The sequence below is a fragment of the Paenacidovorax caeni genome, assembly GCF_001298675.1.
Taxonomy (GTDB): Bacteria; Pseudomonadota; Gammaproteobacteria; order Burkholderiales; family Burkholderiaceae_C; genus Paenacidovorax; species Paenacidovorax caeni.
In genome coordinates this window covers 1-26,098 of the sequence record NZ_CYIG01000030.1, presented here as the reverse complement: position 1 = coordinate 26,098, position 26,098 = coordinate 1, and the positions used below count along the sequence as shown (strand labels likewise).

Sequence of the window (26,098 nt, the reverse complement as noted above, 5' to 3'; positions counted from 1 at the left end):
TTTCACCTATTTGTCACGAAGGCAGTATCTCGTTTTTGAAGGTGTCGGCGGCACTTTCGCGTGGGCGGATGAGTACCGCCTGGCTGCCGTCAACGAGGATCTCTGCTGCGCGGCCCCGGGTGTTGTAGGTGCTGGCCATGGAGGCGCAGTAGGCGCCAGCGGACAGCACGGCCAGCAGGTCGCCGCTGTGCACGGCGAGCGCACGGTCGCGTCCGAGCCAGTCGCCACTTTCGCAGACGGGGCCGACGACGTCGTAGGTGGTGGTGGCGCCAGAGCGTGCATGCAGGGGCACGATGCCATGGAACGCCTCGTACATGGCGGGGCGCGGCAAGTCGTTCATGGCGGCATCAACGATGCAGAAGTTCTTTTGTTCGCCCGGCTTGAGGTATAGCACTTCGGTCAGGCAAACGCCGGCATTGCCCACCAGGGAACGGCCGGGCTCGATCATCAACTGGCGGTCGCCATAGCCGCGTGCGTCGAGCTTGGCCAGTAGCTGTTGCCAGAGCGCATCGGCGGCGGGTGGCGTTTCACCGTTGTAGGTAATGCCGAGGCCACCGCCAAAATCAATGTGGTGGATGGCGATACCTGCGGCCTCGATACCTTGCACCAGATCCAACACGCGGTCCACGGCGTCGAGGTAGGGGCTGACCTCGGTGATTTGCGATCCGATGTGGCAGTCGATGCCCACGACACGCAAGCCTGGCAGCGCTGCGGCACGCTGGTAGGTGGCCAGCGTGCGCTCATGGGCCACGCCGAACTTGTTGCCTTTGAGGCCGGTGGAGATGTAGGGGTGGGTCTTGGCGTCGACGTTGGGATTAACGCGGATGCTCACGGGGGCCTGCGCGCCCATGCCTAGGGCCACCTCGTTGAGTACTTCCAGCTCGGCTTCGCTCTCAACGTTGAAGCAGCCGATGCCGGCGGCAAGCGCTTGGCGCATTTCGGCGCGTGTCTTGCCGACGCCGGAGAAGATCACCTTGCTGGCATCACCGCCTGCGGCCAGAACGCGCGCCAGCTCTCCGCCTGAGACGATGTCGAAGCCGCAGCCCGCGCGCGCAAAGAGCTGCAGTACGGCCAGGGAGGAGTTGGCCTTCATGGCATAGCAAATCTGCACCTTGCGGCCAGCGAAGCCGCGCTGATAGGCCGCCAGCGCATCGAGCATGGCGGCCTTTGAGTACACGTACAGCGGGGTGCCATGGGCTTGTGCCAGGTCGGCGAGGCGAACCTGCTCGCAAAACAAGTCTGTGCCACGGTAGGCCATATGGGGATGGCCAGGCAGGAGGGGAGCGTTCATGGGGTATCGGCAGAGGGAGGGGAGCCTTTGGAGGCGGGGGCGCTGGCAGGCGTGAGTGATTGCGGGAGGCTGGCGCGCTCGTTCGCGGCGGGGTCTGTGGGCAGGTACAGCGGGCCGCGCTGCCCGCAGCCTGCGAGGAGGGCCGCCGCACTGGCAGCAAGGGCAAGCGCCCTGACTAGAATTTGGGTGGCTCTCAACATATATAAATTGTATGACCGACCTTGAATTCATGGACCGTGCCGAGCGACTGCTGCTGGCGGTGGAGCAGACATGCGACCGCCTCAACGAAGAAACCGACGCGGACTTGGATGCGCAACGCTCGGGTGGCATGGTCACCTTGACCTTTGCTAACCGCAGCCAGATCGTGATCAACTTGCAGAAACCGCTGCACGAGGTCTGGATGGCAGCGCGCTCGGGCGGCTTTCACTACCGTTTTGATGGCCAGCGTTGGCTGGACACCAAAGGGGCCGGTGAATTCTTTGCACACCTGAGCCAATGTGCAAGCGAGCAAGCCGGGCAGACCCTGGTGTTTAGCGCTTAAGGGTGCCCGATCCGACCCGTGCGGATCGGGTATCGGGGTTAGTTGCGGAACAGGTCAAGAATGCGGTTGCGCTCTTCCGGCGCTGGTGTGGTGACCTGGCCGGGGGCTGAGCCCCCCGTTGCTGCGCCGCCGTCGCCGAGGCCCAGGTTCGCGACGCCTGCGTTGCGGGCGTATTCCTCATAGAACCATTCGCCGCCCACATTGACCACGCCAGGCGGCACAGCGGTTTCCGCGACGGGAACGCCTTTGAGGGCCTTTTCCATGAAATTGATCCAGATGGGAAGGCTCAACCCCCCGCCGGTTTCGCGGCTGCCCAGGTTGCGTGGCTGGTCGTAGCCAATCCAGGTCACGGCGGTCAGTGTGGGCTGGAAGCCTGCAAACCATGCGTCCACGGAGTCGTTCGTTGTGCCCGTCTTGCCGTACAGGTCGGGACGCTTGAGCGTGGCCTGTGCACGGGCTGCGGTGCCGGCGCGCGTGACTTCCTGCAGCAGGCTGTCCATGATGAAAGCGTTGCGTGCATCAATGGCGCGCGGTTGCTCGGTGAGTGGCGGAGGCGTGAACTCAGAGAGCGCTTTGCCCTTATGGTCTGTCACGCGGGTGATGAGCCAGGGGGTGACACGGTAGCCCCCATTGGCGAACACGGAGTAGGCTGTGGCCATCTGCATCGGTGTGACCGAGCCGGCCCCCAGCGCCATGGTCAAGTAGGGCGGGTGTTTGTCGGCGTCGAAGCCAAATCGGCTGACCCATTCCTGCGCTGTTTTAGGGCCAACAGCCTGCAGCACGCGGATCGAAATCATGTTCTTCGACTTGGCCAGGCCGGTGCGCAGGGTCATGGGGCCGTCGTACTTGCCGTCGTAGTTCTTCGGCTCCCAGGCCTGACCGCCGGTCGTGCCGGCATCAAAGAACAGCGGAGCATCGTTGACTACCGTGGCGGGGGTGAAGCCTTTCTCCAGGGCGGCCGAATAGATGAAGGGCTTGAAGCTTGACCCCGGTTGACGCCAGGCTTGCGTCACATGGTTGAACTTGTTCTTGTCAAAGTCGAAGCCGCCAACCAGGGCGTGGATCGCACCATCACGCGGATCGAGTGCAATGAAGGCACCTTCCACCTGGGGCAGCTGAGTGATTTCCCATGTGTTCTTTGCCGTCTTGGCCACCCGGATGATGGCGCCGCGACGAATCTTGATGTTGGGCGGAGCCTTGTCGCTCAGGCCTGACTGCGCTGGCTTGAGGCCATCGCCAGTGATCTCGATTTGCTCGCCATCGGCGCGTGCTGCCATGATCCTGCGCGGGTTGGCGTCCAGCACCACTGCAGCCAGCAGATCGCCGTTATCAGGGTGGTTGGCCAGGGCATCGTCTATGGCATCTTCGGCATCCTCAGCGGACGTGGGCAGCTGGATGAATTGTTCCGGCCCGCGGTAATGCTGGCGTCGCTCGTAATCCATGATGCCCCGGCGCAGCGATTGGTAGGCGACATCCTGCTCGCTTGCTCGGAGGGTGGTGTAGACGTTGAGGCCGCGCGTGTAGGCCTCGTTGCCGTACTGCGCAAAGATCAACTGACGCGCCATTTCCGCCACGTACTCGGCGTGCACTCGCGTGCTGTTCGCATTGGTGCGAATCTTGAGATTTTCCTGTTTGGCTTCTTGGGCTTGCGCAGTGGTGATGAAGCCGTTTTCCTCCATCCGCTCAATGATGTACAGCTGGCGCACGCGTGCACGTTTCGGGTTGCTGATGGGGTTGTAGGCAGAAGGGGCCTTGGGTAAGCCTGCCAGCATGGCCGCCTCGGCAACGGAGATGGATTTAAGCGGCTTGCCGAAATAGGTTTCGGCGGCTGCGGCAAACCCGTAAGCGCGGTTGCCCAGATAAATCTGGTTCATGTAAATTTCGAGAATCTGATTTTTCGTAAGCAGATGTTCGAGTTTGAATGTGAGTAATATTTCGTAAATTTTCCGCGTGAATGTTTTCTCCGAAGAAAGGTACACATTCCGCGCTACCTGCATGGTGATGGTGGAGGCACCCTGGCTCTTGGCCTTGCCCAGATTGGCGAGGGCGGCACGCAGCAGGCCCTTGTAGTCCACCCCGCCGTGCTCGAAGAACCGAGAGTCTTCGATGGCCAGCACGGCATCCTTCATGACTTGCGGGATCTCATCGATCGGGGTCAGGTTGCGCCGCTCTTCGCCGAACTCCCCTAGTAGGGCGCCCTCGGCCGAGTACACGCGCATCGGCAGCTTGGGCCGGTAGTCCGCCAGGTCAGAGACATCGGGCAAGTTCGGATAGGCCATGGCCAACGCCACGGCGATAGTGAGGGCCAGTGCCAAGGCCCCTGCCGTCGCCAAGCCTGCAATCCAAAACAGAGCCTTGAGGAGCCAGCGTGGCCAAGAGGTGCGCGCTTTTGTACGTGCTGACGTGTTTTTTTCCGGGGCTTGAGAGGGGGGCATGGCGCGCTTGGCAGCAAAGGAAAGGCATTATAAAAACGTCTCCTTTGTGCCGTCGGGCGGCTGCGCGGTGCTCTGAAGCAGTTGCCAGGGGCATCGGGAGGTTTTGTCCAACGTCTGCTTTTGACAACGTCTGGCGCAGCGCGCCAGTCTGAAAATCTTGGTTGGATAACTATCTTACTGATAGTATTCATGTGAAGTATTAAGTATCGCTGCGCTTCCTGCGCACATTTCGGAGGGCCAATCTTGATCTCAATGGGGACTTTGTTCAGTCGCCAGCCCGCGCCGCTGCTGGGTATCGACATCAGCTCCTCAAGCGTCAAGCTGGTCGAGTTGGGGCGCGACAAGGCCGGTGCGCTGGTGCTTGAACGCTGTGCGATCGAGCCCTTGGAGCGCGGCTGGATCACGGATGGCAACATCGAAAAATTCGATGAAGTCGCAGAGGCGCTGCGTCGTCTGGTGAAGAAGAGCGGCACGCGCACCAAAAACGTCGCCTTGGCACTTCCGCCGTCTGCGGTCATCACCAAGCGCATTTCCTTGCCGGGTGGAATGACCGAGCAGGAACTCGAAGTCCAGGTCGAGTCCGAGGCCAACCAGTACATCCCTTTCTCGCTGGAGGAAGTGAGTCTGGATTTTTGCGTGATCGGGCCGACCAAGAACTCGCCTGGCGACGTCGATGTGATCATCGCAGCTTCGCGGCGTGAGAAAGTGCAAGACCGCCAGGGTCTGGCAGAGGCCGCGGGCCTCAAGCCAGTCATCCTGGATATTGAATCCAACGCCGCCCGGTTGGCCACGGGGCGCCTCATCGAGGCGCTGCCCAACAAGGGCGTGGATGCACTGGTGGCATTGTTCGAGGTTGGTGCTTTGACCACGAGCATGCAGGTCATGCGCAATGACGAGGTGCTTTACGACAGAGACCAGGCTTTTGGGGGGGCACAACTCACCCAACTCATCGTGCGCCAGTATGGTTTTTCCACGGAGGAGGCAGAAGCCAAGAAGCGCAGCGGAGAACTGCCAGACGACTACCAGTCGGCAGTGCTGCGTCCTTTTGTCGAGAGTCTGGCGCAGGAAATTGGCCGGGCGCTGCAGTTCTTCTTTACCAGCACGCCGTATAACCGGATCGATCACATCATGCTCGCCGGAGGCTCGGCACCTTTGGCAGGTTTAACGGAGGCGGTGACCCAGCAAACAGGGTTTGCCTGCAGCACGATCAACCCGTTTGATGGCATGGAGATCGGCAGTGGTGTGCGGCTGAAAAAAATGGTACGTGAAGCGCCCTCATACCTCACGTCCTGTGGCTTGGCCATGCGGAGGTTCTTGCAGTGATCCTGATCAATCTGTTACCGCACCGTGAGGCCGCGCGCAAACGTCGCAAGGAGATGTTCCAGGCGACGATGTTCGCCTCTTTCCTGGTTGGCCTTTTGATTGCAGGGGGTATCTATTCATGGTTCCAGGCCATGATCGAGCAGCAGCAGCAGCGCAATAGCTTTTTGGCGGGCGAGATCAAGGTCTTGGAAGGGCAGATCAAAGAGATTGCCACGATTGAGGACGAAATTACTGCGCTGCGTGCACGGCAAAAGGCGGTGGAGGATCTCCAATCTGACCGCAACCTGCCCGTTCATTTGTTGAACGAACTTGTCAAGCAGTTGCCTGACGGTGTCTATATCACCAGCCTCAAGCAAACGGACCAAGTCGTTGCCATGCAGGGGATGGCCCAGTCGAACGAGCGCGTGTCAGAGATGCTGCGCAATCTTGCCGATAACACGCCATGGATTTCCAAGCCTGAACTGGTGGAGATCGTTGCTGCCAATGTCGCGTTGACGCCGCGCGACCAGCGTCGTGTCGCTTCCTTCAATCTGCGTTTTCGCCTGATGCGCACCAGTGAAGCGCAGAAAGCAGCCGATGCTGCCAGTGCTGCTGGCGGTGGCAAATAGGGGGATACATGGCCAAGAAAGACAAACTTCCCTCTATCAATGTGGCCGAACTGGCGCAGCAAGTGCAGCGCCAGTTCACAAATTTGGATCCTAAGGACCCATCACTGTGGCCCATCATTCCGCGTGTATTTTTGTGCGCAATGATTGCGATCGGCGTCGCTGCCGCTTTGTGGTTCGCTTTGCTGTCTGATTATGAAGTGGAATTGGAAGCGGAGCGTGCCAAGGAAGCAACCTTGCGAGACGATTACCAAAAGAAGCTGCAAAAAGCGGTGAGTCTCGATTTACTGAAGAAGCAACGCGAGCAGATTCAGCAATATGTGATTCAGCTGGAAAAACAGCTGCCCAGCAAGGCGGAGATGGCAGCATTGCTTTCTGATATCAACCAGGCGGGCTTGGGCCGCAGTCTGCAGTTTGAGCTTTTTCGTCCTGGCCAAGTGGTTGTGCGTGACTATTATGCGGAGTTGCCGATTGCTGTGAGGGTGACGGGTAAATACCATGACATCGGCGCTTTCGCTTCGGATATTGCCCATTTGTCACGCATCGTTACCCTTAATAACTTATCGCTGGCACCCACAGCCAAAGATGCCTCGGGAATGCTGTCTTTGGACACCACCGCACGCACTTTCCGATATTTGGATTCTGAAGAAATCCAAGCGCAGCGCAAAGCGACTGAGGGGAAGAAGAAATGAACCGCTTCTTTAAAGTAAGTTTGCTCTTCGGTTTGCTGGCGCTGCTGACAGCCTGTGGGACGTCCGGAGAAGAGGAACTGCAGGAATGGATTGCTGAACAACGGGCAACTGCCCGGCCACGGGTTACCCCGCTGACGGAGCCTAAAGATTTTAAGCCGCAGGGGTATGGCGGTGATGGGGCGCTGGATCCGTTCGCTGCTGGAAGACTGACCCAAGCATTGCGACGCGATTCAGCGCAGATTGCTTCGAACGCTGCGTTGATTGCACCTGAGATGGCGCGCCGTAAGGAACCGTTGGAAGCATTTCCTCTGGATACCATGGCTATGGTCGGGTATCTTGACAAAGCGAGCGGGCCGACTGCTTTGTTGAAGGTGGATGGCCTTATTTATCCCGTGAAGCTTGGAAACTACCTTGGATTGAATTACGGGAAGATTGTCAAGATTACCGAAAATGCAGTCCAGCTCCGGGAAATCGTTCAGGATGCATCCGGGGATTGGGTGGAACGTCAGGCAACGCTTGATTTGCAAGAGGGGAAAAAATGATCAATAAAAATACAAGCCGTATGCTTACGCGCTGCGCTGCTGCCGTTGGTTTATTTGCCTTGGGTGCAATGCCTTTTTCTGCGTGGGCGCAGAATAAAATCCAGTCTATTGCAGGCGCACTGCAAGGTGGTACGGAGATTGTTCGTATCGAGTTGGCGGAGCCTTTGAGTGTGCTTCCCACGGGTTTTGCAATCCAAGCGCCTGCGCGCATCGCCTTGGATATCCCGAATGCAACGAACTCCCTGGGCAAGACCTTGGTGGATGTCAACCAGGGGAACTTGAAAACCATCAACGTCGTTGAAGGTGGCGAGCGTGCCCGCCTTGTACTGAATTTGAAGCAGCCGACTTCGTACAAGGCTGAATTGCAAGGAAAAGTGCTGCTGATCATTTTGGATCCTGTAGCCAGCACTGCGAGTGCATCGACGGCAACGCGGGTTGGCACGCTGTTTGCCCAGGATGGTAATAACGAAACATTGCCTTTGCGTGACGTCGATTTCCGTCGCAGTCCCGATGGTGCAGGGCGTATTGTGGTCAATCTTCCCAATAGCCAGGTCGGAGTTGACTTGCGCCAAGAAGGCAAGGGGTTGGTTGTCGATTTCCTGCACTCTTCTTTGCCTGAGGGGCTGCGCCGTAAATTGGATGTGGCGGACTTTGGTACGCCTGTGCAAGTTGTCACCACTGCTCAGCAGGGCGACAGGGTTCGGATGCATGTGGAATCTGCAGGAGAGTGGGAGCACAACGCATACCAAAGTGATACCCAGTTTGTGGTGGAGGTGCGGCAGAAGAAAGTTGACCTGAATAAGCTCACCCAGGGGCCAGGTTTTAATGGTGAAAAGCTGTCACTGAATTTTCAAAATATTGAAGTTCGCTCTTTGTTGCAGGTAATCGCTGATTTTACCAACTTCAATATTGTGACGTCCGATACGGTCACGGGTTCTTTGACGTTGCGGTTGAAAGATGTTCCTTGGGATCAAGCACTGCAGATTGTCATGGACTCCAAGGGTTTGGGGATGCGCAAAACAGGGTCTGTGCTCTGGATTGCCCCTAAAGATGAAATAGACGAGCGGGCAAAAAAAGATTATGAGGCCCTACAAGCAATTCAAAAGCTTGAGCCCTTGCGTACGGAAGCATTTCAACTGAACTATGCCAAGGCATCTGACCTTGCTCTGCGTTTGACGGCTTCAGCACCGGGCGCGGCGACTGGTGGTAACCGTGTTCGTTTTCTTACTGAGCGTGGCTCCGCAATTGCAGAGCCGCGCACCAATCAGCTGTTTGTTACGGATACACCAAGCAAGCTTGAAGAAATCAGAGCGCTTCTTGCAAAGTTGGATATTCCGGTTCGGCAAGTTTTGATCGAGGCGCGTATCGTTGAGGCGCGAGAAACTTTTGGCCGCTCGTTGGGCGTGCGTCTGGGTGCGTCGGACTTGCGCGCCAACCGTGGTGGCGATGGAGGCTATGCGCTCGGTAATGGTGGAAACCGGGTTGCATGGGGCACGGACTACAGCAATGCTGTCAGTTCTAGTGGGGCTGGTGGAACCACAAATTCACAGGGGAATTTCGTGAATCTACCGGCGGTACTCTCCAGTGTTCCTACGGTTGCCTCTTTTGCGCTTTCAATTTTCAATTCGGCAGCCAATAGATTCCTCACGCTGGAACTTTCTGCAATGGAGGCGGATGGTAAAGGTAAGGTGATTTCTAGCCCGCGGTTGATTACGGCGGATCAAACGAAAGCGATTATTGAGCAGGGTAACGAGTTTCCGACGCAGGCGTTTGAAAACAATACTTACAAAATCTTGTGGAAGAAGGCTGTATTGAAGCTGGAGGTAACGCCGCAAATTACACCCGAGGGAAATATTATTATGGATCTTGATATCACGCGAGATAACCGTGGCGATATTACGCCATGGGGTATTTCTGTGAATACGCGCCATGTACAGACGCAGGTTCTGGTTGAAAATGGTGGAACTGTGGCTATTGGTGGTGTTTTTGAAATGGAAGAAACCAACACGGAAAACAAGGTTCCTGTTTTGGGCGATGTGCCTGTGGTGGGGAATCTTTTCAAGAGTCAAACCAAAGAGGCAGAGAAGCGTGAGCTGTTGATTTTTGTAACGCCCAAGGTTGTAACCGATCGCGTGGCGGCCAATTGATTTGATTCTGATGAGGTAAGTAATGAAAAAAACTTGGAAATTTTTCTCCCTGGTGGCGATCGCTGCTGCAGTTTCTGCGTGCGGTGGTGGTGGTGGGAGCTCGGGCTCGACTTCTGCGGAATATCAAATTACGCTTTCCGCTGATAGAACGGAATTGCCTTTGAATGTCGCAGGTTTTGTTCCTGGGCGCAATGGGTACACGGGTTTTGGTGTTTATAGTCGATATACCACTGTTTTGCATGTGAATGCAACGGTTGGTGTTAATGGTCCTCCTATTCCAAATCAAGGTGATGATACGTTTGCGTGCAATCATGGTGCCGGCCTGAAAGATAACTCGCTATATTATCTTGATGGTAGAGATGACCATACGATCGAAGTTGATGATGGTGTGGGTGGGAAAATAAAAGTACCCGCTGCCTATCGTTCAATTACATTGCCTGCTAATGCGGGTGGCGCATCGTTCCATTTCCATTCAGGCGATGAGGCGGGAGTGGCGCGTATTGAGTGTGCTGTCAAAGATCCACGTGATGGTCTGTATAAAAAGGCGACGGTTAATATCACCGTAGGTGGGGCTACAGGCAAGCCCGCCAGCGTGCGTTTGGAAGCCGCCATTCCTGGCTATGTCGGTACCAAAGGCAATACCAATGGGGTGCTTGGCCAGATGGCCGTGCAGGCGCTTGTGATGGACGACGCCAACCAGCCCACCCCTAGCACCTCTGGTAACAATGTGCAGGTGCGTATTCTGGGTGGTACGGCCGCAACAGGTGGTGCACGTTTGGTGGCTGGTGCGCAATCAGGCAGTGTGCTGCAACTGCCTTCTGTGGGTGGCGTGGCAACGTTCTCGCTGCTCGGCGGGGAAGAGGCGGGTACGCTCTTCCTGGAGATGACGGCGGATCGCTTTGACAATAACGTTAGCAACGGTATTCAGGACCCGATCAGCGCCATCCGCGCGGTTCAGGTGCTGGAGGCGCTGACGGGTCTCCCTGTCGTACAGAGCCAGGATCTGGGTGAAGTGACCAAGGGCACCACCTTCACGGCCTTGCTGAGTGCCACAGGCGGTTTGCCGCCCTACGTCTGGTCTGCTACCGGCCTGCCGAATGGCCTGTCGATCGATGCTGGTTCGGGCATGATCAGCGGTGTAGTGGCGCAGGATGCGGCTGAGCGTGACTACAACGTCACCGTGACTGTCACCGACAAAAACAAGCTGTCGTCCTCGGGCACGATTAAGCTCAAGGTGGTGGGTGGTGTGCCAGAAGATTTGGCGATTGGTACGTGCAACCCTAACCAGGTGTGTGACATTGGTGTGGCGCCAGTAGGCGTGAATTTCACCTATTCCTTTGTGGCCTCGGTCAAGGATGCCACCTGGACCTTCAATGAACTGCCGTCTTGGCTGTCGGGTAGCGTGAGCGGCTCCGCCGGGGTGCTCAATGGCAAGCCAAAGGTTGCCAACTGCGGCGCACACACCTTCACCGTGACCGCGAAGAAGGGCAGTTCTTCTGTCACTCGTCTCATGCGCGTGCGGGTGGTTACCGGGGCCGTGCCTGCTGGTGGGGCGGCGGAAGATTACACCTGCCCGTGAGAGGGGGCGCTGAATGCGTAAATCACGCATTCAGACGCCAATCTGAGAAATAGTGCTTTGACTTTCATCCCCGGCCTGCCCGGGGATTTTTTTATGATCGTTCTTATTGGCATGCCCGGTTGTGGCAAATCCACCATTGGCCGGTTGCTTTCCCGCAGGTTGGGGCAGGATTTTGGCGATTCCGACCAGGTGATCGAGCAGCGGCTGGGTTGTGCCATTCGCAGCTATTTCGATGTGCACGGCGAAGAGGCCTTTCGTGACGTCGAGCAGGCGGTGCTTGCCGATTTGCTCGGCGAGGGCGCTGTCGGTGTGCTCGCCACGGGGGGCGGGGCCGTGCTGCGCCCCGCCAATCGTGAGGCCATGCGCCGGGCTGCGCAGGTGGTGTACCTGCGCGCGACGCCCGAAGAAATCCTGCGGCGGGTCAAGCACGATACCAAGCGTCCATTGCTGCAGGTGGCGAATCCATTGCAGAAGCTGCGCGAGCTGTATGCGGTGCGCGATCCGTTGTACCGCGAGGTGGCGCACATGGTGGTGGATGCCGGGCATGGTACCGCCGCTTCGGTCGTCAACCTCATTGGCATGCAGCTGGAGCAGGCACAATGGGCTGGCGGCGGCGGTATGCCGCCGTCCCATTCCTGAACGCGTCAATACACACCCTCATGTCCCAGATTGCCCAAGAAGTCGCCATCGACCTGGGCGAGCGTAGCTATCGCATCGCCATTGGCGGTGGCCTGCTGGCTGACGCCGCCACCTACGACGGTTTGCCCCGTGCCAGCGCTGCGCTGATCGTGAGCAACACCACGGTTGCCCCTTTGTACGCCGCAGCCCTGCGCGCGGCGTTGGCGGGGCGTTTCGCGCAGATCCATGAGGTACAGCTTCCCGATGGCGAGGCGCACAAGAACTGGCAGACCCTGCAGTTGATTTTTGATGCCCTGCTGGCGCACGGCTGCGACCGCAAGACCGTGCTGTTCGCCCTTGGCGGCGGCGTGGTGGGCGACATGGCGGGCTTTGCTGCGGCCAGCTACATGCGCGGCGTGCCGTTCGTGCAGGTGCCCACGACCTTGCTGGCCCAGGTGGACTCGTCGGTGGGTGGCAAGACGGCCATCAACCACCCGCTGGGCAAGAACATGATTGGCGCCTTTTACCAGCCACAGCGGGTGGTGTGCGATCTGGACGTGCTCGGCACCCTGCCGGCGCGCGAGTTCAGCGCCGGCCTGGCCGAAGTCATCAAGTACGGGCCCATCGCCGACATGGCCTTTTTCGATTGGCTGGAGCAGCACATCGACGCGCTGATGGCACGTGACCGTGCAGCCCTGGCCCATGCGGTGCGCCGCAGTTGCGAGATCAAGGCCGACGTGGTCGGCCAGGACGAGCGTGAGTCGGGCCTGCGCGCCATTCTGAATTTTGGCCACACCTTTGGCCACGCCATCGAGGCGGGCATGGGCTACGGGGCCTGGCTGCACGGCGAGGGCGTGGGCGCTGGCATGGTGATGGCGGCCCGTCTGTCGCAGGCGCTCGGCCTGGTCGATGCGGTCTTTGTGCAGCGCCTCACCGACCTGGTGGCGCGTGCCGGCTTGCCGGTGCGGGGTGCCGTCATCGACGCCACCGACAACGCCGGACGCTACCTGCAGCTGATGCGCGTGGACAAGAAAGCCGAGGGCGGCGAGATCCGCTTCGTCGTCATCGACGGCCCCGGCCAGGCCGCCGTGCGCCCTGCGCCTGACGCGCTGGTGCGCGCGGTGATTGACGCCAGCTGTGCTCCTTGATTGATAGCTGCTTGCGCTTGCTGCATAAGCGCTGGAGCCTGATTTGACCATGAATCCCCTGGCGCCCTACGCCTGCGATCCCGCGCGCTCGCGCGGGCGTCGCTACCCCGAGCCCGTGGCGCCCACGCGCACCGACTACCAGCGTGACCGCGACCGCATCGTCCACTCCACCGCATTCCGGCGTCTGGTCTACAAGACCCAGGTGTTCCTGAACCACGAAGGCGACATGTTCCGCACCCGCCTCACGCACTCGCTGGAGGTGGCGCAGCTCGGGCGCTCCATCGCGCGCTCGCTGGGGCTGAACGAAGACCTGGTCGAAACCATCGCCCTGGCGCACGACCTGGGCCATACGCCTTTCGGCCATGCCGGGCAGGATGCGCTCAATGCCTGCATGGAAGGCCATGGCGGCTTCGAGCACAACCTCCAAAGCCTGCGCGTGGTGGACCATCTGGAGGAGCGCTACCCCGCGTTCGACGGGCTGAACCTGACCTTCGAGACGCGCGAAGGCATCCTCAAGCACTGTTCGCGCGCCAATGCCGAGCTGCTGCAGGCGCGTGAGCCCGGCGGGGTGGGGCAACGCTTTCTGCTTGGGCAGCGTCCGAGCCTGGAGGCGCAGCTGTGCAATCTGGCCGACGAAATCGCCTACAACGCGCACGACATCGACGACGGCGTGCGCTCCGGGCTGCTCACGCTGGAGCAGTTGCAGGAAGTGCCCCTGTTCGAGCGCTACCGCGCCCAGGCGCTGGTGGACCATCCGGCGCTGGCGCGCGCGCCGCGGCGCCTGCTGTACGAGGCCATCCGGCGCATGCTCAGCGACCAGGTGTACGACGTGATCGACGCTACGCGGCAGGCGCTGGCCCAGGCCAACCCGCAGCAGGTGGACGACGTGCGCGCCGCCCCCGCGCTGGTGTGCTTCAGCGCCGCCATGCGCGAGCAGTCGCTGGGGCTCAAGCGCTTCCTGTTTCGCAACCTGTACCGGCACCCGCAGGTCATGGCCACCACGGCGCGCGCGCAGCAGGTGGTGCGCGAGCTGTTCGCGGCGTACCTGGCCCAGCCCGCGCAGATGAAGCCTGCTTTCGCAGCCCGTGCCCAGGCCAGCGACGGCGACAGTGCCCGTGCCCGCGTGGTGGCTGATTTCATCGCCGGCATGACCGACCGCTACGCGGCCAGCGAGCACGCCCGCATCACCGGCCAGCAGTTGCTGGTGTAGGCCGGCGAAGGGCGCAGGGGCAGAGGGTGTGCCCGGTAAAATCGGCCCCTTTCCTCCACTTGCCTGCGCCATGTCCACTTCCGCTGAATTCCCCCCTGAAACCGTCATCGCGGACACCGTGCGCTGGCTGGAGCGTGCCGTCATCGGGCTCAATCTGTGCCCGTTCGCCAAGGGCGTGCACACCAAGGGGCAGATCCACTACGTGGTGAGCGAAGCCACGGATGCGCGCGGCCTGCTCGAAGACCTGCAGCGCGAGCTGGAGGCGTTGGCCGAAATCTCGCCAGAAAAGCGCGACACCACGCTGCTCATGGCGCCGCAGTGCCTGGAGGACTTCCTCGACTTCAACGACTTTCTGGAGTTGGTGGACGAGCTGGTGGAGGCCATGGACCTGGGCGGCATCCTGCAGGTTGCGTCGTTCCACCCGCGCTTCCAGTTCGACGGCACGGCCGAGGACGACGTTACCAACGCCACCAACCGCGCGCCCTATCCCACGCTGCACCTGCTGCGCGAGGACAGCATCGACCAGGCCGTGGAAGCCTTCCCCGAAGCTGAGACCATCTACGAGCGCAACATGCAGGTGCTGGGCGAACTCGGCGCGCAAGGCTGGGCGGCGCTTGACGTGGGGCCGCGCTGCCCCGTCACCGGCGCCAAGGCGGGCGGGCAGTGAAGGGCGCTGGCCGCACCACGCGCGGCGGCACGAACGCGCCCGCGCCTTCGGTGGCCGAGCAGCTGGAGCTGCGTCCCGGCCAGTCGCTGGAGCTGCTCAAGGCGCTGCACATCCTCACGCGCGACGGGCGCATCAACCAGGACTCGCGCCGCAAGCTCAAGCAGGTGTACCACCTGTTCCAGTTCATCGAGCCGCTGCTGCAGGAGCTGTCCGCCGACGGCCACGCGCCGCTGCTGGCTGACCATGGCGCGGGCAAGTCCTACCTGGGCTTCATTCTGTACGACCTGTACTTCCGCGCGCTCGGGCGCGGCAGCATCTACGGCATCGAGACCCGCGCGCCGCTGGTCGAGGCGTCGCAGGAGCTGGCCGCGGCGCTGGGTTTCGAGCGCATGCATTTCCTGAACATGTCCGTAGCCGAATCGGCCCAGCTCGCGGCCATGCCCGAGCGCTTCGACATCGTGACCGCGCTGCATGCCTGCGACACCGCCACCGACGACGCGATTGCCTTCGGCCTGCAAAAGCGCGCCCGCGCCATGGTGCTGGTGCCCTGCTGCCAGGCCGAGGTGGCCGCCTGCCTGCGCCAGACCAAGGCGCTGCAGCTGGCGCGCACGCCGTTGGCCGAACTGTGGCGCCACCCTCTCCACACGCGCGAACTGGGTAGCCAGCTGACCAACGTGCTGCGCTGCCTGTATCTGGAAGCCAGTGGCTACCAGGTGACCGTGACCGAGCTGGTGGGCTGGGAGCACAGCATGAAGAACGAGCTCATCATCGCGCGCTACACCGGCCAGAAAAAGCGCAGCGCCGCCGAGCGGCTGCGCGCCATCCTGGCGGAATTTGGCCTGCTTGAAGCGCTGGGCCCACGCTTCGGCGTGCCGCAGGGCGCCTGAACGGGCGTTCAGCCGCGGCGTGGGGCGTAAATCCCCGGAGCCACAGGGGTGGCGTGGTGTCTCTACCATCACACCAGACACCACACCGAGCGCCCACCCATGCTGATACCTCGCCGCGATACAGGCTTTGTCCACCCGCAAGGCAGCGAAATTACCCCGCGTGCCGTTTATGAAAGCCGCCGCACCTTGCTGCGCCAGTTGGCTGGCGGCGCCGCCGGCGCCGCCCTGGCCGCCTGGGCCGCGCGCGATGCGCTGGCCGCCGCCACGCCGCCTGGCAAGCTGGCACCACTGCCGGGCGCTCGGTCGGCCGTCGATGGCGCGGTGACCATGGAAAACGCCACCGCCTACCAGGACGCGACGGGCTACAACAACTTCTACGAGTTCGGCACCGACAAGTCCGACCCCGCGCGCAACGCCCACACGCTCAAGACCCGGCCCTGGACGGTGGAGGTCGAAGGCCTGGTCAAGAAGCCAGGCACATGGGGCATCGACGACCTGATTCGCCTCAGTGCGCAGGAGGAGCGCGTCTACCGCCTGCGCTGCGTCGAAGGGTGGTCCATGGTCATCCCGTGGGTGGGCTACTCGCTGGCCCAGCTGATCCGGCGCGTCGAGCCCCTGGGCAGCGCCAAGTACGTGGAGTTCGTCTCCCTCGCCGACAAGGCCACCATGCCCGGCGTGAACTCCCGCGTGCTCGACTGGCCCTATACCGAGGGCCTGCGCATGGACGAAGCCATGCACCCGCTCACGCTGCTGGCCTTCGGCATGTACGGCGAGGTGCTGCCGCACCAGAACGGCGCACCCGTGCGCCTCGTTGTACCCTGGAAGTACGGCTTTAAAAGCGCCAAGAGCATCGTCAAGATCCGCTTCACCGAGAAGGAGCCCGCGACCGCCTGGAACAAGGCCGCGCGCAACGAGTACGGCTTCTATTCCAACGTCAACCCGCAGGTCGACCACCCACGCTGGAGCCAGGCCACCGAGCGCCGCATTGGCGAGGGCGGCCTGTTCGCCAAGCGCCGCAAGACGCTCCTGTTCAACGGCTATGAAGCCCAGGTCGGCCAGCTGTACGCGGGCATGGATCTGCAGAAGTTCTATTGAATGGCGGGGCTGCCGGTGTTGCGTGCGGCGCTGCAGCGCCCCTGGGCCAAGCCCGTCCTGTTTGTGCTCTGCCTGTGCCCGCTGGCCTGGCTTGTCGCGGCGGCGTTTACCGACCAGCTGGGCGCCAACCCGGCCGAGGCGCTGGAGCGTGCGCTCGGGCGCTGGACGCTGCGCTTCCTGTGCCTGGCGCTGGCCGTGACACCCCTGCGTGTGCTCACCGCCACGCCGCAACTGGCGCGCTTTCGGCGCATGCTGGGGCTGTTCGTGGCCTTCTATGCGCTGCTGCATCTGCTGGCCTACGCATGGTTCGACATGGGGCTGGAGCTGGCTGAGGTGCTGCACGACATTGCCAAGCGGCCGTTCATCCTCGTCGGCACCCTGGCGCTGGCGCTGCTGGCGCTGCTGGCCGCCACATCGTTCCAGGGGGCCATGCGCTGGCTTGGGGGCGCGCGCTGGCGGGCGCTTCACCGCAGCGTGTACGTGGTGGCCTGCCTGTCGCTGCTGCATTTCTTCTGGATGCGCGCGGGCAAGAATGATTTCAGCGAGGTTGCCGTGTACGCGGTCATCCTGGGGCTGCTGCTGGGCTGGCGCGTGTGGCACGCCTACAAGCCTGGGGGACGGCGCTGATTGCTCCTGAAAACGTAGCTTCTAGCGCTTGGCGGTAAAGAGTTTCATGCACTTTTTGCTATGAATTCAAGGCGTAGCAGGCGCCAGCAGCTCTGGAAACAGTAGCGCTGCGCTACGCGACAATTGCGCCATGGCCCGCCTTCCCCGTCTCACCGTTCCTGGATTCGTGCACCACGCGCTGCAGCGGGGCAACAACCGCGAGGCCATCTTCCGCGATGCGCAGGACTACGAGCACATGCTGGCGCTGCTGGCCAGCCAGTCGCGCAAGCACCGCGTCGCGGTGCATGCCTACGTGCTCATGCCCAACCATTTCCATCTGCTCGCCACGCCGGCCACGGCCGAGGGCCTACCCGCGATGATGCAGGCCGTGGGGCGCGACTACGTGCGCTACTTCAACCAACGCCACCAGCGCACCGGCACCCTGTGGGAGGGCCGCTACCGCTGCACCGTGCTGGAGCCCGAGCGCTACCTGCTGCCCTGCATGGTTTACATGGACTGGAACCCGGTGCGCGCCGGCCTGGCGCAGCAGCCGGGCGATTACCCCTGGTCGAGCCACGCCCATGGCCTGGGCCTGCGCGCAGACCCGCTGGTCACGCCCCATGCGCTGCTTTGGGGGTTGGGCAATACGCCGTTCGCGCGCGAGGCCGCCTACGCCGCCTTGGTGCGGGCGGGCATTGGTACGCAAATGGCCGAGCAACTGGGCCGCGCGGCCCACACTGGCTGGGTTCTGGGGGGGGCGGAATTCGTGGCCGCGTTGCAGCAACGCACCGGCCGCCGCGTGGCCAAGGCGCGTGCCGGACGCCCCCGTATCGCGGACAGCGCTGAAGAAAACGCGGCCGAATAGGCCGCAAGGCCTTTCACAAAAAGCGCTAGCTGCTCCTGAATTTGATGTGTCCCTTATTAATATGCAATGAAATTGCTTGGTATTTAATTTGTATCTGACCCTAATTATTATGCTTGCAGTGCATGGGTTGATGCATTACGCTGCGTTCCTGAGAATTTTCAATAAGGAAAGCCCCATGACAACGGCAACCGAAATCCAGCATCTGCAAAAGCACGGCCTGTATGCCTCCAGCAACGAACACGATGCCTGTGGCCTGGGCTTTGTCGCCCACATCAAGGGGCACAAGCGCCATGACATCGTCACGGGCGCGCTGAAGATCCTGGAAAACCTCGACCACCGCGGCGCCGTGGGGGCCGACAAGCTCATGGGCGATGGTGCAGGCATCCTGATCCAGATCCCCGACCAGCTGTACCGTGAAGAGATGGCCAAGCAGGGCGTGGAGCTGCCGCCCGCCGGCGAATACGGTGTGGGCATGATCTTTTTGCCCAAGGAGCATGCCAGCCGCATGGCCTGTGAGCAGGAGATGGAGCGCGCCATCAAGGCCGAAGGCCAGGTGCTGCTGGGCTGGCGCGATGTGCCGGTGAACCGCGACATGCCCATGTCGCCCACCGTGCAGGAAAAGGAACCCATCCTGCGCCAGGTGTTCATCGGCCGGGGCACCGATGTGATCGTGCAGGACGCGCTGGAGCGCAAGCTGTACGTCATCCGCAAGACCGCCAGCGCCGCCATCCAGGCCCTGGGGCTCAAGCACAGCAAAGAGTACTACGTGCCCAGCATGAGCAGCCGCACCGTGGTCTACAAGGGCCTGCTGCTGGCCGACCAGGTGGGCGTGTACTACCTCGACCTGGCGGACGAGCGCTGCGTCTCCGCCATCGGCCTGGTGCACCAGCGCTTCTCCACCAACACCTTCCCCGAGTGGCCGCTGGCCCACCCCTACCGCTACGTGGCCCACAACGGTGAAATCAACACCGTGCGCGGCAACTACAACTGGATGCTGGCACGCGAAGGCGTGATGGCCTCGCCCGTGCTGGGCGAAGACCTGAAGAAGCTCTACCCCATCAGCTTCGCCGGCCAGTCCGATACCGCCACGTTCGACAACTGCCTGGAACTCCTGACCATGGCTGGCTACCCCATCAGCCAGGCCGTGATGATGATGATCCCCGAGCCCTGGGAGCAGCACGAGGCCATGGACGAGCGCCGCCGCGCCTTCTATGAATACCACGCCGCCATGATCGAGCCCTGGGACGGCCCGGCCTCCATTGTGTTCACCGACGGTCGCCAAATCGGCGCCACGCTGGACCGCAACGGCCTGCGCCCCTCGCGCTACGTGGTCACTGAAGATGACCTGGTGATCCTGGCGTCGGAAGCGGGCGTGCTGCCCGTGCCGGACGGCAAGATCGTGCGCAAGTGGCGCCTTCAGCCCGGCAAGATGCTGCTGATCGACCTGGAGCAGGGCCGTCTGATCGAAGACGACGAGCTCAAGGCCAACATCGTCAACACCAAGCCCTACAAGCAGTGGATCGAGAACCTGCGCATCAAGCTCGACCAGGTGGAGGTGCCGGCCGACTTCCAGGCGCCGGCCGCCTCGCAGCTGCCGCTGCTGGAGCGCCAGCAGGCCTTCGGCTTCACGCAGGAAGACATCAAGTTCCTGCTGGCCCCCATGGCCAAGAACGGCGAGGAAGGCATCGGCTCCATGGGCAACGACAGCCCGCTGGCCGTGCTGTCGGACAAGAACAAGCCGCTGTACAACTACTTCCGCCAGATGTTCGCGCAGGTGACCAACCCGCCGATCGACCCCATCCGCGAAGCCATCGTGATGAGCCTGGTGTCCTTCGTCGGCCCCAAGCCCAACCTGCTGGACATCAACCAGATCAACCCGCCGATGCGCCTGGAGCTGCACCAGCCGGTGCTGGACTTCGAGGGCATGGCCAAGCTGCGCCAGATCGAGAAGTTCTCGCACGGCAAGTTCAAGAGCGCCACCATCGACATCACCTACCCGCTGTCCTGGGGCAAGCAGGGCGTGGAAGCCAAGCTGGCGTCGCTGTGCGCGCAGGCCGTGGATCAGATCAAGGGCGGCGCCAACATCCTGATCGTCAGCGACCGCAACCTCTCTGCTACGCAGGTCGCCATTCCGGCGCTGCTGGCCCTGTCGGCCATCCACCAGCACCTGGTGCGTGAGGGCCTGCGCACCAGCGCCGGCCTGGTGGTGGAAACCGGCACCGCGCGCGAAGTGCACCACTTCGCCGTGCTGGCCGGCTATGGCGCCGAGGCCGTGCACCCCTACCTGGCGTTGGAAACGCTGGTGGACATGCACAAGGACCTGAGTGGCGAGCTGTCGGCCGACAAGGCCATCTACAACTATGTCAAGGCGGTGGGCAAGGGCCTGTCCAAGATCATGTCCAAGATGGGCGTGTCCACCTACATGAGCTACTGCGGCGCGCAGCTGTTCGAGTGCGTGGGCCTGAACAGCGACACCGTGGACAAGTACTTCACCGGCACCGCCAGCCGCGTGGAAGGCATTGGCGTGTTCGAGATCGCCGAAGAAGGCATCCGCAACCACGTGGCCGCTTTCGGCAACGACCCGGTGCTGGCCACCATGCTGGACGCCGGGGGCGAGTACGCCTGGCGTGCCCGCGGTGAAGAGCACATGTGGTCGCCCGACGCCATTGCCAAGCTGCAGCACTCCACCCGTTCGGGCAACTTCAGCACCTACAAGGAATACGCCCAACTCATCAACGACCAGAGCAAGCGCCACATGACGCTGCGCGGCCTGTTTGAGTTCAAGGTGGACCCGGCCCAGGCCATCCCCGTGGAAGAGGTGGAGCCCGCCGCCGAGATCGTCAAGCGTTTTGCCACCGGCGCCATGTCGCTGGGCTCGATTTCCACCGAAGCGCACGCCACCCTGGCCGTGGCCATGAACCGCATTGGCGGCAAGAGCAACACCGGCGAAGGCGGCGAAGACCCGGCGCGCTACCGCAAAGAGCTCAAGGGCATCCCGATCGTGCAGGGTGAAAGCCTGGCGTCGATCATCGGGGCCGACAAGGTCGAGAGCGACATCGCGCTGCGCGATGGCGACTCCCTGCGCTCCAAGATCAAGCAGGTGGCTTCGGGCCGCTTCGGTGTGACGGCCGAGTACCTGTCGTCCTCCGACCAGATCCAGATCAAGATGGCCCAGGGCGCCAAGCCCGGTGAAGGTGGCCAGCTGCCTGGCGGCAAGGTGTCCGACTACATCGGCCAGCTGCGCCACTCCGTGCCGGGTGTGGGCCTGATCTCGCCGCCGCCGCACCACGACATCTACTCCATCGAAGACCTGGCGCAGCTCATCCACGACCTGAAGAACGTGGCTCCGCACGCCGACATCTCGGTCAAGCTGGTGTCCGAAGTGGGCGTGGGCACCATCGCGGCCGGCGTGGCCAAGTGCAAGAGCGACCACGTCGTGATCGCTGGCCATGACGGCGGCACGGGCGCCTCGCCCTGGTCGTCCATCAAGCACGCTGGTTCGCCGTGGGAAATCGGCCTGGCCGAAACCCAGCAGACCCTGGTGCTCAACCGCCTGCGCGGCCGCATCCGCGTGCAGGCCGACGGCCAGATGAAGACCGGCCGCGACGTGGTCATCGGCGCGCTGCTGGGTGCCGACGAATTCGGCTTCGCCACCGCGCCGCTGGTGGTCGAGGGCTGCATCATGATGCGCAAGTGCCACCTGAACACCTGCCCGGTGGGCGTGGCCACGCAAGACCCGGTGCTGCGCGCCAAGTTCTCGGGCAAGCCCGAGCACGTGGTGAACTACTTCTTCTTTGTTGCCGAAGAGGCGCGCCAGATCATGGCCCAGCTGGGCATTCGCAAGTTCGACGACCTCATTGGCCGCACCGACCTGCTCGACATGCGCAAGGGCCTGCAGCACTGGAAGGCGCAGGGCCTGGACTTCTCGCGCCTGTTTGCCCAGCCGCAAGTCGCTGCCGATGTGCCGCGCTTCCATGTCGAGTCGCAAGACCACAAGCTGGACCAGGCGCTGGACGTGAAGCTGATCGAGCGCTGCCGCCCCGCCATCGAGCGCGGCGAGAGCGTGCGCATCATGGAAGTGGCCAAGAACGTGAACCGCTCCGTCGGCGCCATGCTGTCGGGCGCGGTCACCAAGGCACACCCCGAGGGCCTGCCGGAAGACACCATCCGCATCCACTTCGAGGGCACGGGCGGCCAGTCGTTCGGCGCCTTCCTGTGCAAGGGCATCACGCTGAACCTGACGGGCGAGGCCAACGACTACACCGGCAAGGGCCTGTCGGGCGGCCGCGTCATCGTGCGCCCCAGCCACGAGTTCCGCGGTGAGGCCTCGGCCAACACCATCGTGGGCAACACCGTCATGTTCGGTGCCACCAGCGGCGAGGCGTTCTTCGCCGGCGTGGCGGGCGAGCGCTTTGCGGTGCGCCTGTCGGGTGCCACCACCGTGGTCGAAGGCGTGGGCGACCACGGCTGCGAGTACATGACGGGCGGCACCGTGGTGGTGCTGGGCAAGACGGGCCGCAACTTCGCGGCAGGCATGAGCGGCGGCGTGGCCTACATCTACGACGAGGACGGCCGCTTCGACTCGCGCTGCAACCTCTCCATGGTGTCGCTGGAGCGCATCCTGCCGGCCGAGGAGCAGATCGCCAGCGTGGGCCGTGGCACCTGGCACCGTGGCCAGACCGACGAAGAGCAGCTCAAGAAGCTGCTGGAAGACCACAGCCGCTGGACCGGCTCGCGCCGTGCCCGCGACATCCTGGACAACTGGGCCGCTTCGCGCAGCAAGTTCGTCAAGGTCTTCCCAACCGAGTACAAGCGCGCGTTGTCGGAAATTTATGAGCGTAAAGTGCTGCAAGAGCAGGCCACACCTGCGGTAGCAGCTCCTAAAACAGAAGCGGTTGCGTCCCGCTGAGGCGCCCTCCCACCACAAGAACAGGACACCACGATCATGGGCAAGACCACCGGTTTCATGGAATACGAGCGCATCGAGGAGGGCTACGCGCCCGCCGCCGAGCGTGTGAAGCACTACAAGGAGTTCGTTATCGGCCTGGACGCCGAGCAGGCCAAGACCCAGGGCGCGCGCTGCATGGACTGCGGCACGCCGTTCTGCAACAACGGCTGCCCGGTGAACAACATCATCCCGGACTTCAACGACCTCGTTTACCACCAGGACTGGAAGAGCGCCATCACGGTGCTGCACAGCACCAACAACTTCCCCGAGTTCACCGGCCGCATCTGCCCCGCCCCGTGCGAGGCCGCCTGCACGCTGAACATCAACAACGACCCGGTGGGCATCAAGAGCATTGAGCACGCCATCATCGATCGCGCCTGGGAAGAGGGCTGGGTGCAGCCCCAGCCCGCGGCGCACAAGACCGGCAAGAAGGTGGCCGTGGTGGGCGCGGGCCCCGCAGGCTTGGCAGCGGCACAGCAGCTGGCGCGTGCCGGCCACGACGTGACGCTGTTCGAGAAGAACGACCGCGTGGGCGGCCTGCTGCGCTACGGCATCCCCGACTTCAAGCTGGACAAGGCGCACATCGACCGCCGCGTGGCCCAGCTGGTGGCCGAGGGCGTGCAGGTGCGCACCGGCGTGTTCGTCGGTGCGGCCAAGGATGGGCTGGGCAAGGGCTCCAAGGTCACCAACTGGGCCAAGGAAACCGTCACCCCCGAGCAGCTGAACAAGGACTTTGACGCCGTGCTGCTCACCGGCGGCGCCGAGCAAAGCCGCGACCTGCCGGTGCCCGGCCGCGACCTCGATGGCATCCACTTCGCCATGGAGTTCCTGCCGCAGCAAAACAAGGTCAACGCGGGCGACAAGCTCAAGGGCCAGCTGCGTGCGGACGGCAAGCACGTCATCGTCATCGGTGGCGGTGACACCGGCAGCGACTGCGTGGGCACCAGCAACCGCCACGGCGCCGTGAGCGTGACCCAGTTTGAGCTGATGCCCATGCCGCCCGAGCAGGAGAACAAGCCCCTGGTGTGGCCGTACTGGCCGACCAAGCTGCGCACCAGCTCCAGCCACGAGGAGGGCTGCACGCGCGAGTTCGCCATTGCCACCAAGGAATTCATCGGCGACGGTAAGAAGGTCACCGGCCTGAAGACCGTCCATGTCGAGTTCAAGGACGGCAAGTTTGTGGAAATCCCCGGTACCGAGAAGGAATACAAGGCCGACCTGGTGCTGCTCGCCATGGGCTTTGTGAGCCCCGTGGCCGCCGTGCTCGACGCCTTCGGCGTGGACAAGGACGCGCGCGGCAACGCCCGTGCCAGTACCGACTTCACGGGCGGCTACGCCACGAATGTGCCGAAGGTGTTCGCGGCGGGCGACATGCGCCGGGGCCAGTCGCTGGTGGTCTGGGCCATCCGCGAAGGCCGTCAGGCAGCGCGCGCGGTGGATGAGTTCCTGATGGGGGCATCCGACCTGCCGCGTTGAGCTGGATACAGGGCGCAGCAGCTTCACTTTTGATAGCTGCTAGCGCTTTCTGAGAAAGGGCTAGAGCCCATTTTGCCCAAGATTTCTTGGCCAGGCGTTAAGCGCTTTCTTCATGACCACGCTCTCTCACGGAAAACTGTCCACGCCCTGGGCCTGGGGCCGCGCGCTGGCGCTTGCCGCCGCGTGCCTGCCGTGGCCTGCCCAGGCGCAAGGCCACGAGCCGCCGCACGAATGCCCCGGCCCTGGTGCGGGCGCCACGTTCAACCTGCGCATCGACAACGACATGTTTGGCGGCGTGGGGCAGGACCAGGGCTACTCCAACGGTTTCCTGGCCACCTGGGTTTCACCCAATCTCGCGCGTGATCTGGACGATCCTTGCCTGCCCGAGGCCGTGCGCAGCCTGAACAAGCACCTGTCCTGGCTGCGGCACAGCGGGCAGGATGAGCAGAACATGGTGCTCGGCTTCGGCCAGGTGCTTTTTACCCCCACGGATCGCACACGCACCGACCTGATTGCCGAGGACCGGCCCTACGCCGCAGCCCTGCTGTTCAGCGTGGGCTACAACGCCCGGCGTGACGGCACGCTGCACACCGCCCAGTTGCGCCTGGGCATCGTGGGTCCGTCGGCGCGCGGGCGGCAGGTGCAAAACGGCTGGCACCACATCATCGGCGTGGACCCATTCGACGGCTGGGACAACCAGCTGCGCGACGAGCCGGTGGCGCAACTGCTGTACGAGCAGCGCCAGCGCGGCCTGCGCCATGTGGCCCCCAGCGGGTGGGGCTGGGACGCCACAGGCCACTGGGGCGCCAGCCTGGGCAATTTCGCCACCTATGCCAATGCCGGGGCCGAGCTGCGCTGGGGCTACCGCCTGCCTGACGATCTGGGCACGGCGCCGCTGCGCCCGGCGGGCGAGAACACCACGCCGCTGCGGGCGGCCGGGCGCTCGCAGGGCTGGGCGGGGCACCTGTTCGTGGCGGCCGACGCCCGCTGGGTGCTGCGCGACATCAGCCTGGACGGCAACACCTTCAAGTCCAGCCACCACGTGGACAAGCGCGCGCTGGTGGCGGATGTCGGCTACGGCGTGGCGGTGACCTGGGACGCGTGGAAGTTCGCTTTCGCACGCTACCACCGCAGCCGCGAGTTCCGTGGGCAGCAGGAGGTGCCGGTGTACGGCAGCTTCACCATCAGCCGGCGTTTCTGAGGCAGTGAGTGCTTTGTTTTTGATAGCTTCTAGCGCTTGTTGGATAAGGGCTAAAAGCTATTTTTACCTGATTAGCTACTTACCTCAGAAACGCGCAGCAGCGTCAAAGGCAGCGGCCCAGTAGTCACCAAAGCCTTCAACAGCCTAGGCAGCATGGCAGGCAGATCAAACCGACGGTTGAATCGCCAGCAAAACTCGGCCAAGTAGCGCTGGGCATACCTG

Annotated in this window: 21 protein-coding genes; 18 read left to right on the top strand and 3 right to left on the bottom strand. The window is 62.5% G+C overall.

What is annotated here, in order from left to right:
- Positions 1–13: 13 nt before the first annotated feature.
- Positions 14–1,291, bottom strand: coding sequence for a diaminopimelate decarboxylase (gene lysA, locus BN2503_RS12530; RefSeq protein WP_054256997.1), 1,278 nt, complete (start codon positions 1,289–1,291; stop codon positions 14–16).
- Complete coding sequence (gene lptM, locus BN2503_RS19420; protein WP_074930356.1) at positions 1,288–1,491, bottom strand: LPS translocon maturation chaperone LptM; 204 nt, start codon at positions 1,489–1,491, stop codon at positions 1,288–1,290. Before lptM ends, lysA begins: the two co-directional genes overlap by 4 nt.
- An 11-nt stretch (positions 1,492–1,502) precedes the next feature.
- Here lptM and cyaY point away from each other — a divergent pair, with 11 nt between their 5' ends.
- Positions 1,503–1,832 (top strand): iron donor protein CyaY, encoded by a 330-nt coding sequence (gene cyaY / locus BN2503_RS12525; protein WP_054256996.1) that lies wholly within the window; start codon positions 1,503–1,505, stop codon positions 1,830–1,832.
- A gap of 38 nt (positions 1,833–1,870) precedes the next feature.
- Here cyaY and BN2503_RS12520 read toward each other — a convergent pair whose 3' ends face one another.
- Positions 1,871–4,267, bottom strand: a complete 2,397-nt coding sequence (locus tag BN2503_RS12520) for a penicillin-binding protein 1A (RefSeq protein ID WP_082366586.1) — start codon at positions 4,265–4,267, stop codon at positions 1,871–1,873.
- A gap of 252 nt (positions 4,268–4,519) precedes the next feature.
- On the opposite strand from BN2503_RS12520, the gene BN2503_RS12515 reads away from it, so the two are divergent.
- From BN2503_RS12515 to BN2503_RS12435, 17 genes are all read left to right on the top strand, one after another.
- The gene (locus BN2503_RS12515) at positions 4,520–5,590 is read left to right on the top strand and encodes a pilus assembly protein PilM (RefSeq protein WP_411914296.1); all 1,071 of its coding nucleotides are present in this window, start codon (positions 4,520–4,522) and stop codon (positions 5,588–5,590) included.
- The gene (locus tag BN2503_RS12510) at positions 5,587–6,198 is read left to right on the top strand and encodes a PilN domain-containing protein (RefSeq protein ID WP_054256994.1); all 612 of its coding nucleotides are present in this window, start codon (positions 5,587–5,589) and stop codon (positions 6,196–6,198) included. The genes BN2503_RS12515 and BN2503_RS12510 overlap by 4 nt, the downstream gene beginning before the upstream one ends.
- A gap of 8 nt (positions 6,199–6,206) precedes the next feature.
- Positions 6,207–6,887, top strand: a complete 681-nt coding sequence (locus BN2503_RS12505) for a type IV pilus inner membrane component PilO (protein ID WP_054256993.1) — start codon at positions 6,207–6,209, stop codon at positions 6,885–6,887.
- A complete protein-coding gene (locus BN2503_RS12500) occupies positions 6,884–7,429 on the top strand; it encodes a pilus assembly protein PilP (protein ID WP_054256992.1) in 546 nt (181 codons plus the stop codon). The genes BN2503_RS12505 and BN2503_RS12500 overlap by 4 nt, the downstream gene beginning before the upstream one ends.
- Positions 7,426–9,576: a type IV pilus secretin PilQ gene (locus BN2503_RS12495; protein WP_054256991.1), complete on the top strand. Its 2,151-nt coding sequence runs from the start codon at positions 7,426–7,428 to the stop codon at positions 9,574–9,576. Before BN2503_RS12500 ends, BN2503_RS12495 begins: the two co-directional genes overlap by 4 nt.
- Positions 9,577–9,598: 22 nt before the next feature.
- The gene (locus tag BN2503_RS12490; RefSeq protein ID WP_054256990.1) at positions 9,599–11,155 is read left to right on the top strand and encodes an Ig domain-containing protein; all 1,557 of its coding nucleotides are present in this window, start codon (positions 9,599–9,601) and stop codon (positions 11,153–11,155) included.
- 93 nt (positions 11,156–11,248) lie between these two features.
- Positions 11,249–11,794 carry a shikimate kinase gene (locus BN2503_RS12485; RefSeq protein ID WP_054256989.1) on the top strand — a complete coding sequence of 182 codons (546 nt, stop codon included), beginning with the start codon at positions 11,249–11,251 and terminating at the stop codon, positions 11,792–11,794.
- A 20-nt stretch (positions 11,795–11,814) separates the two neighbouring features.
- Positions 11,815–12,921, top strand: a complete 1,107-nt coding sequence (aroB, locus tag BN2503_RS12480) for a 3-dehydroquinate synthase (RefSeq protein WP_054256988.1) — start codon at positions 11,815–11,817, stop codon at positions 12,919–12,921.
- A gap of 49 nt (positions 12,922–12,970) precedes the next feature.
- The gene (locus BN2503_RS12475) at positions 12,971–14,131 is read left to right on the top strand and encodes a deoxyguanosinetriphosphate triphosphohydrolase (RefSeq protein WP_054256987.1); all 1,161 of its coding nucleotides are present in this window, start codon (positions 12,971–12,973) and stop codon (positions 14,129–14,131) included.
- Between the two features lie 70 nt (positions 14,132–14,201).
- Complete coding sequence (locus BN2503_RS12470) at positions 14,202–14,798, top strand: DUF1415 domain-containing protein (protein WP_054256986.1); 597 nt, start codon at positions 14,202–14,204, stop codon at positions 14,796–14,798.
- Positions 14,799–14,848: 50 nt separating this feature from the next.
- Positions 14,849–15,685, top strand: coding sequence for a class I SAM-dependent methyltransferase (locus BN2503_RS12465; RefSeq protein WP_054257060.1), 837 nt, complete (start codon positions 14,849–14,851; stop codon positions 15,683–15,685).
- 99 nt (positions 15,686–15,784) lie between these two features.
- Complete coding sequence (msrP, locus tag BN2503_RS12460) at positions 15,785–16,780, top strand: protein-methionine-sulfoxide reductase catalytic subunit MsrP (protein WP_054256985.1); 996 nt, start codon at positions 15,785–15,787, stop codon at positions 16,778–16,780.
- Positions 16,781–17,407, top strand: a complete 627-nt coding sequence (gene msrQ / locus BN2503_RS12455) for a protein-methionine-sulfoxide reductase heme-binding subunit MsrQ (RefSeq protein ID WP_074930354.1) — start codon at positions 16,781–16,783, stop codon at positions 17,405–17,407.
- Between the two features lie 130 nt (positions 17,408–17,537).
- Positions 17,538–18,251 (top strand): transposase, encoded by a 714-nt coding sequence (locus tag BN2503_RS12450; protein WP_054256984.1) that lies wholly within the window; start codon positions 17,538–17,540, stop codon positions 18,249–18,251.
- Between the two features lie 175 nt (positions 18,252–18,426).
- Entirely contained in the window at positions 18,427–23,160 is a 4,734-nt protein-coding gene (locus tag BN2503_RS12445) for a glutamate synthase-related protein (RefSeq protein ID WP_054256983.1), read from the top strand.
- Between the two features lie 36 nt (positions 23,161–23,196).
- Entirely contained in the window at positions 23,197–24,675 is a 1,479-nt protein-coding gene (locus tag BN2503_RS12440; protein ID WP_054256982.1) for a glutamate synthase subunit beta, read from the top strand.
- A 112-nt stretch (positions 24,676–24,787) separates the two neighbouring features.
- Positions 24,788–25,876 (top strand): lipid A deacylase LpxR family protein, encoded by a 1,089-nt coding sequence (locus tag BN2503_RS12435; protein WP_082366585.1) that lies wholly within the window; start codon positions 24,788–24,790, stop codon positions 25,874–25,876.
- Positions 25,877–26,098: the final 222 nt, after the last annotated feature.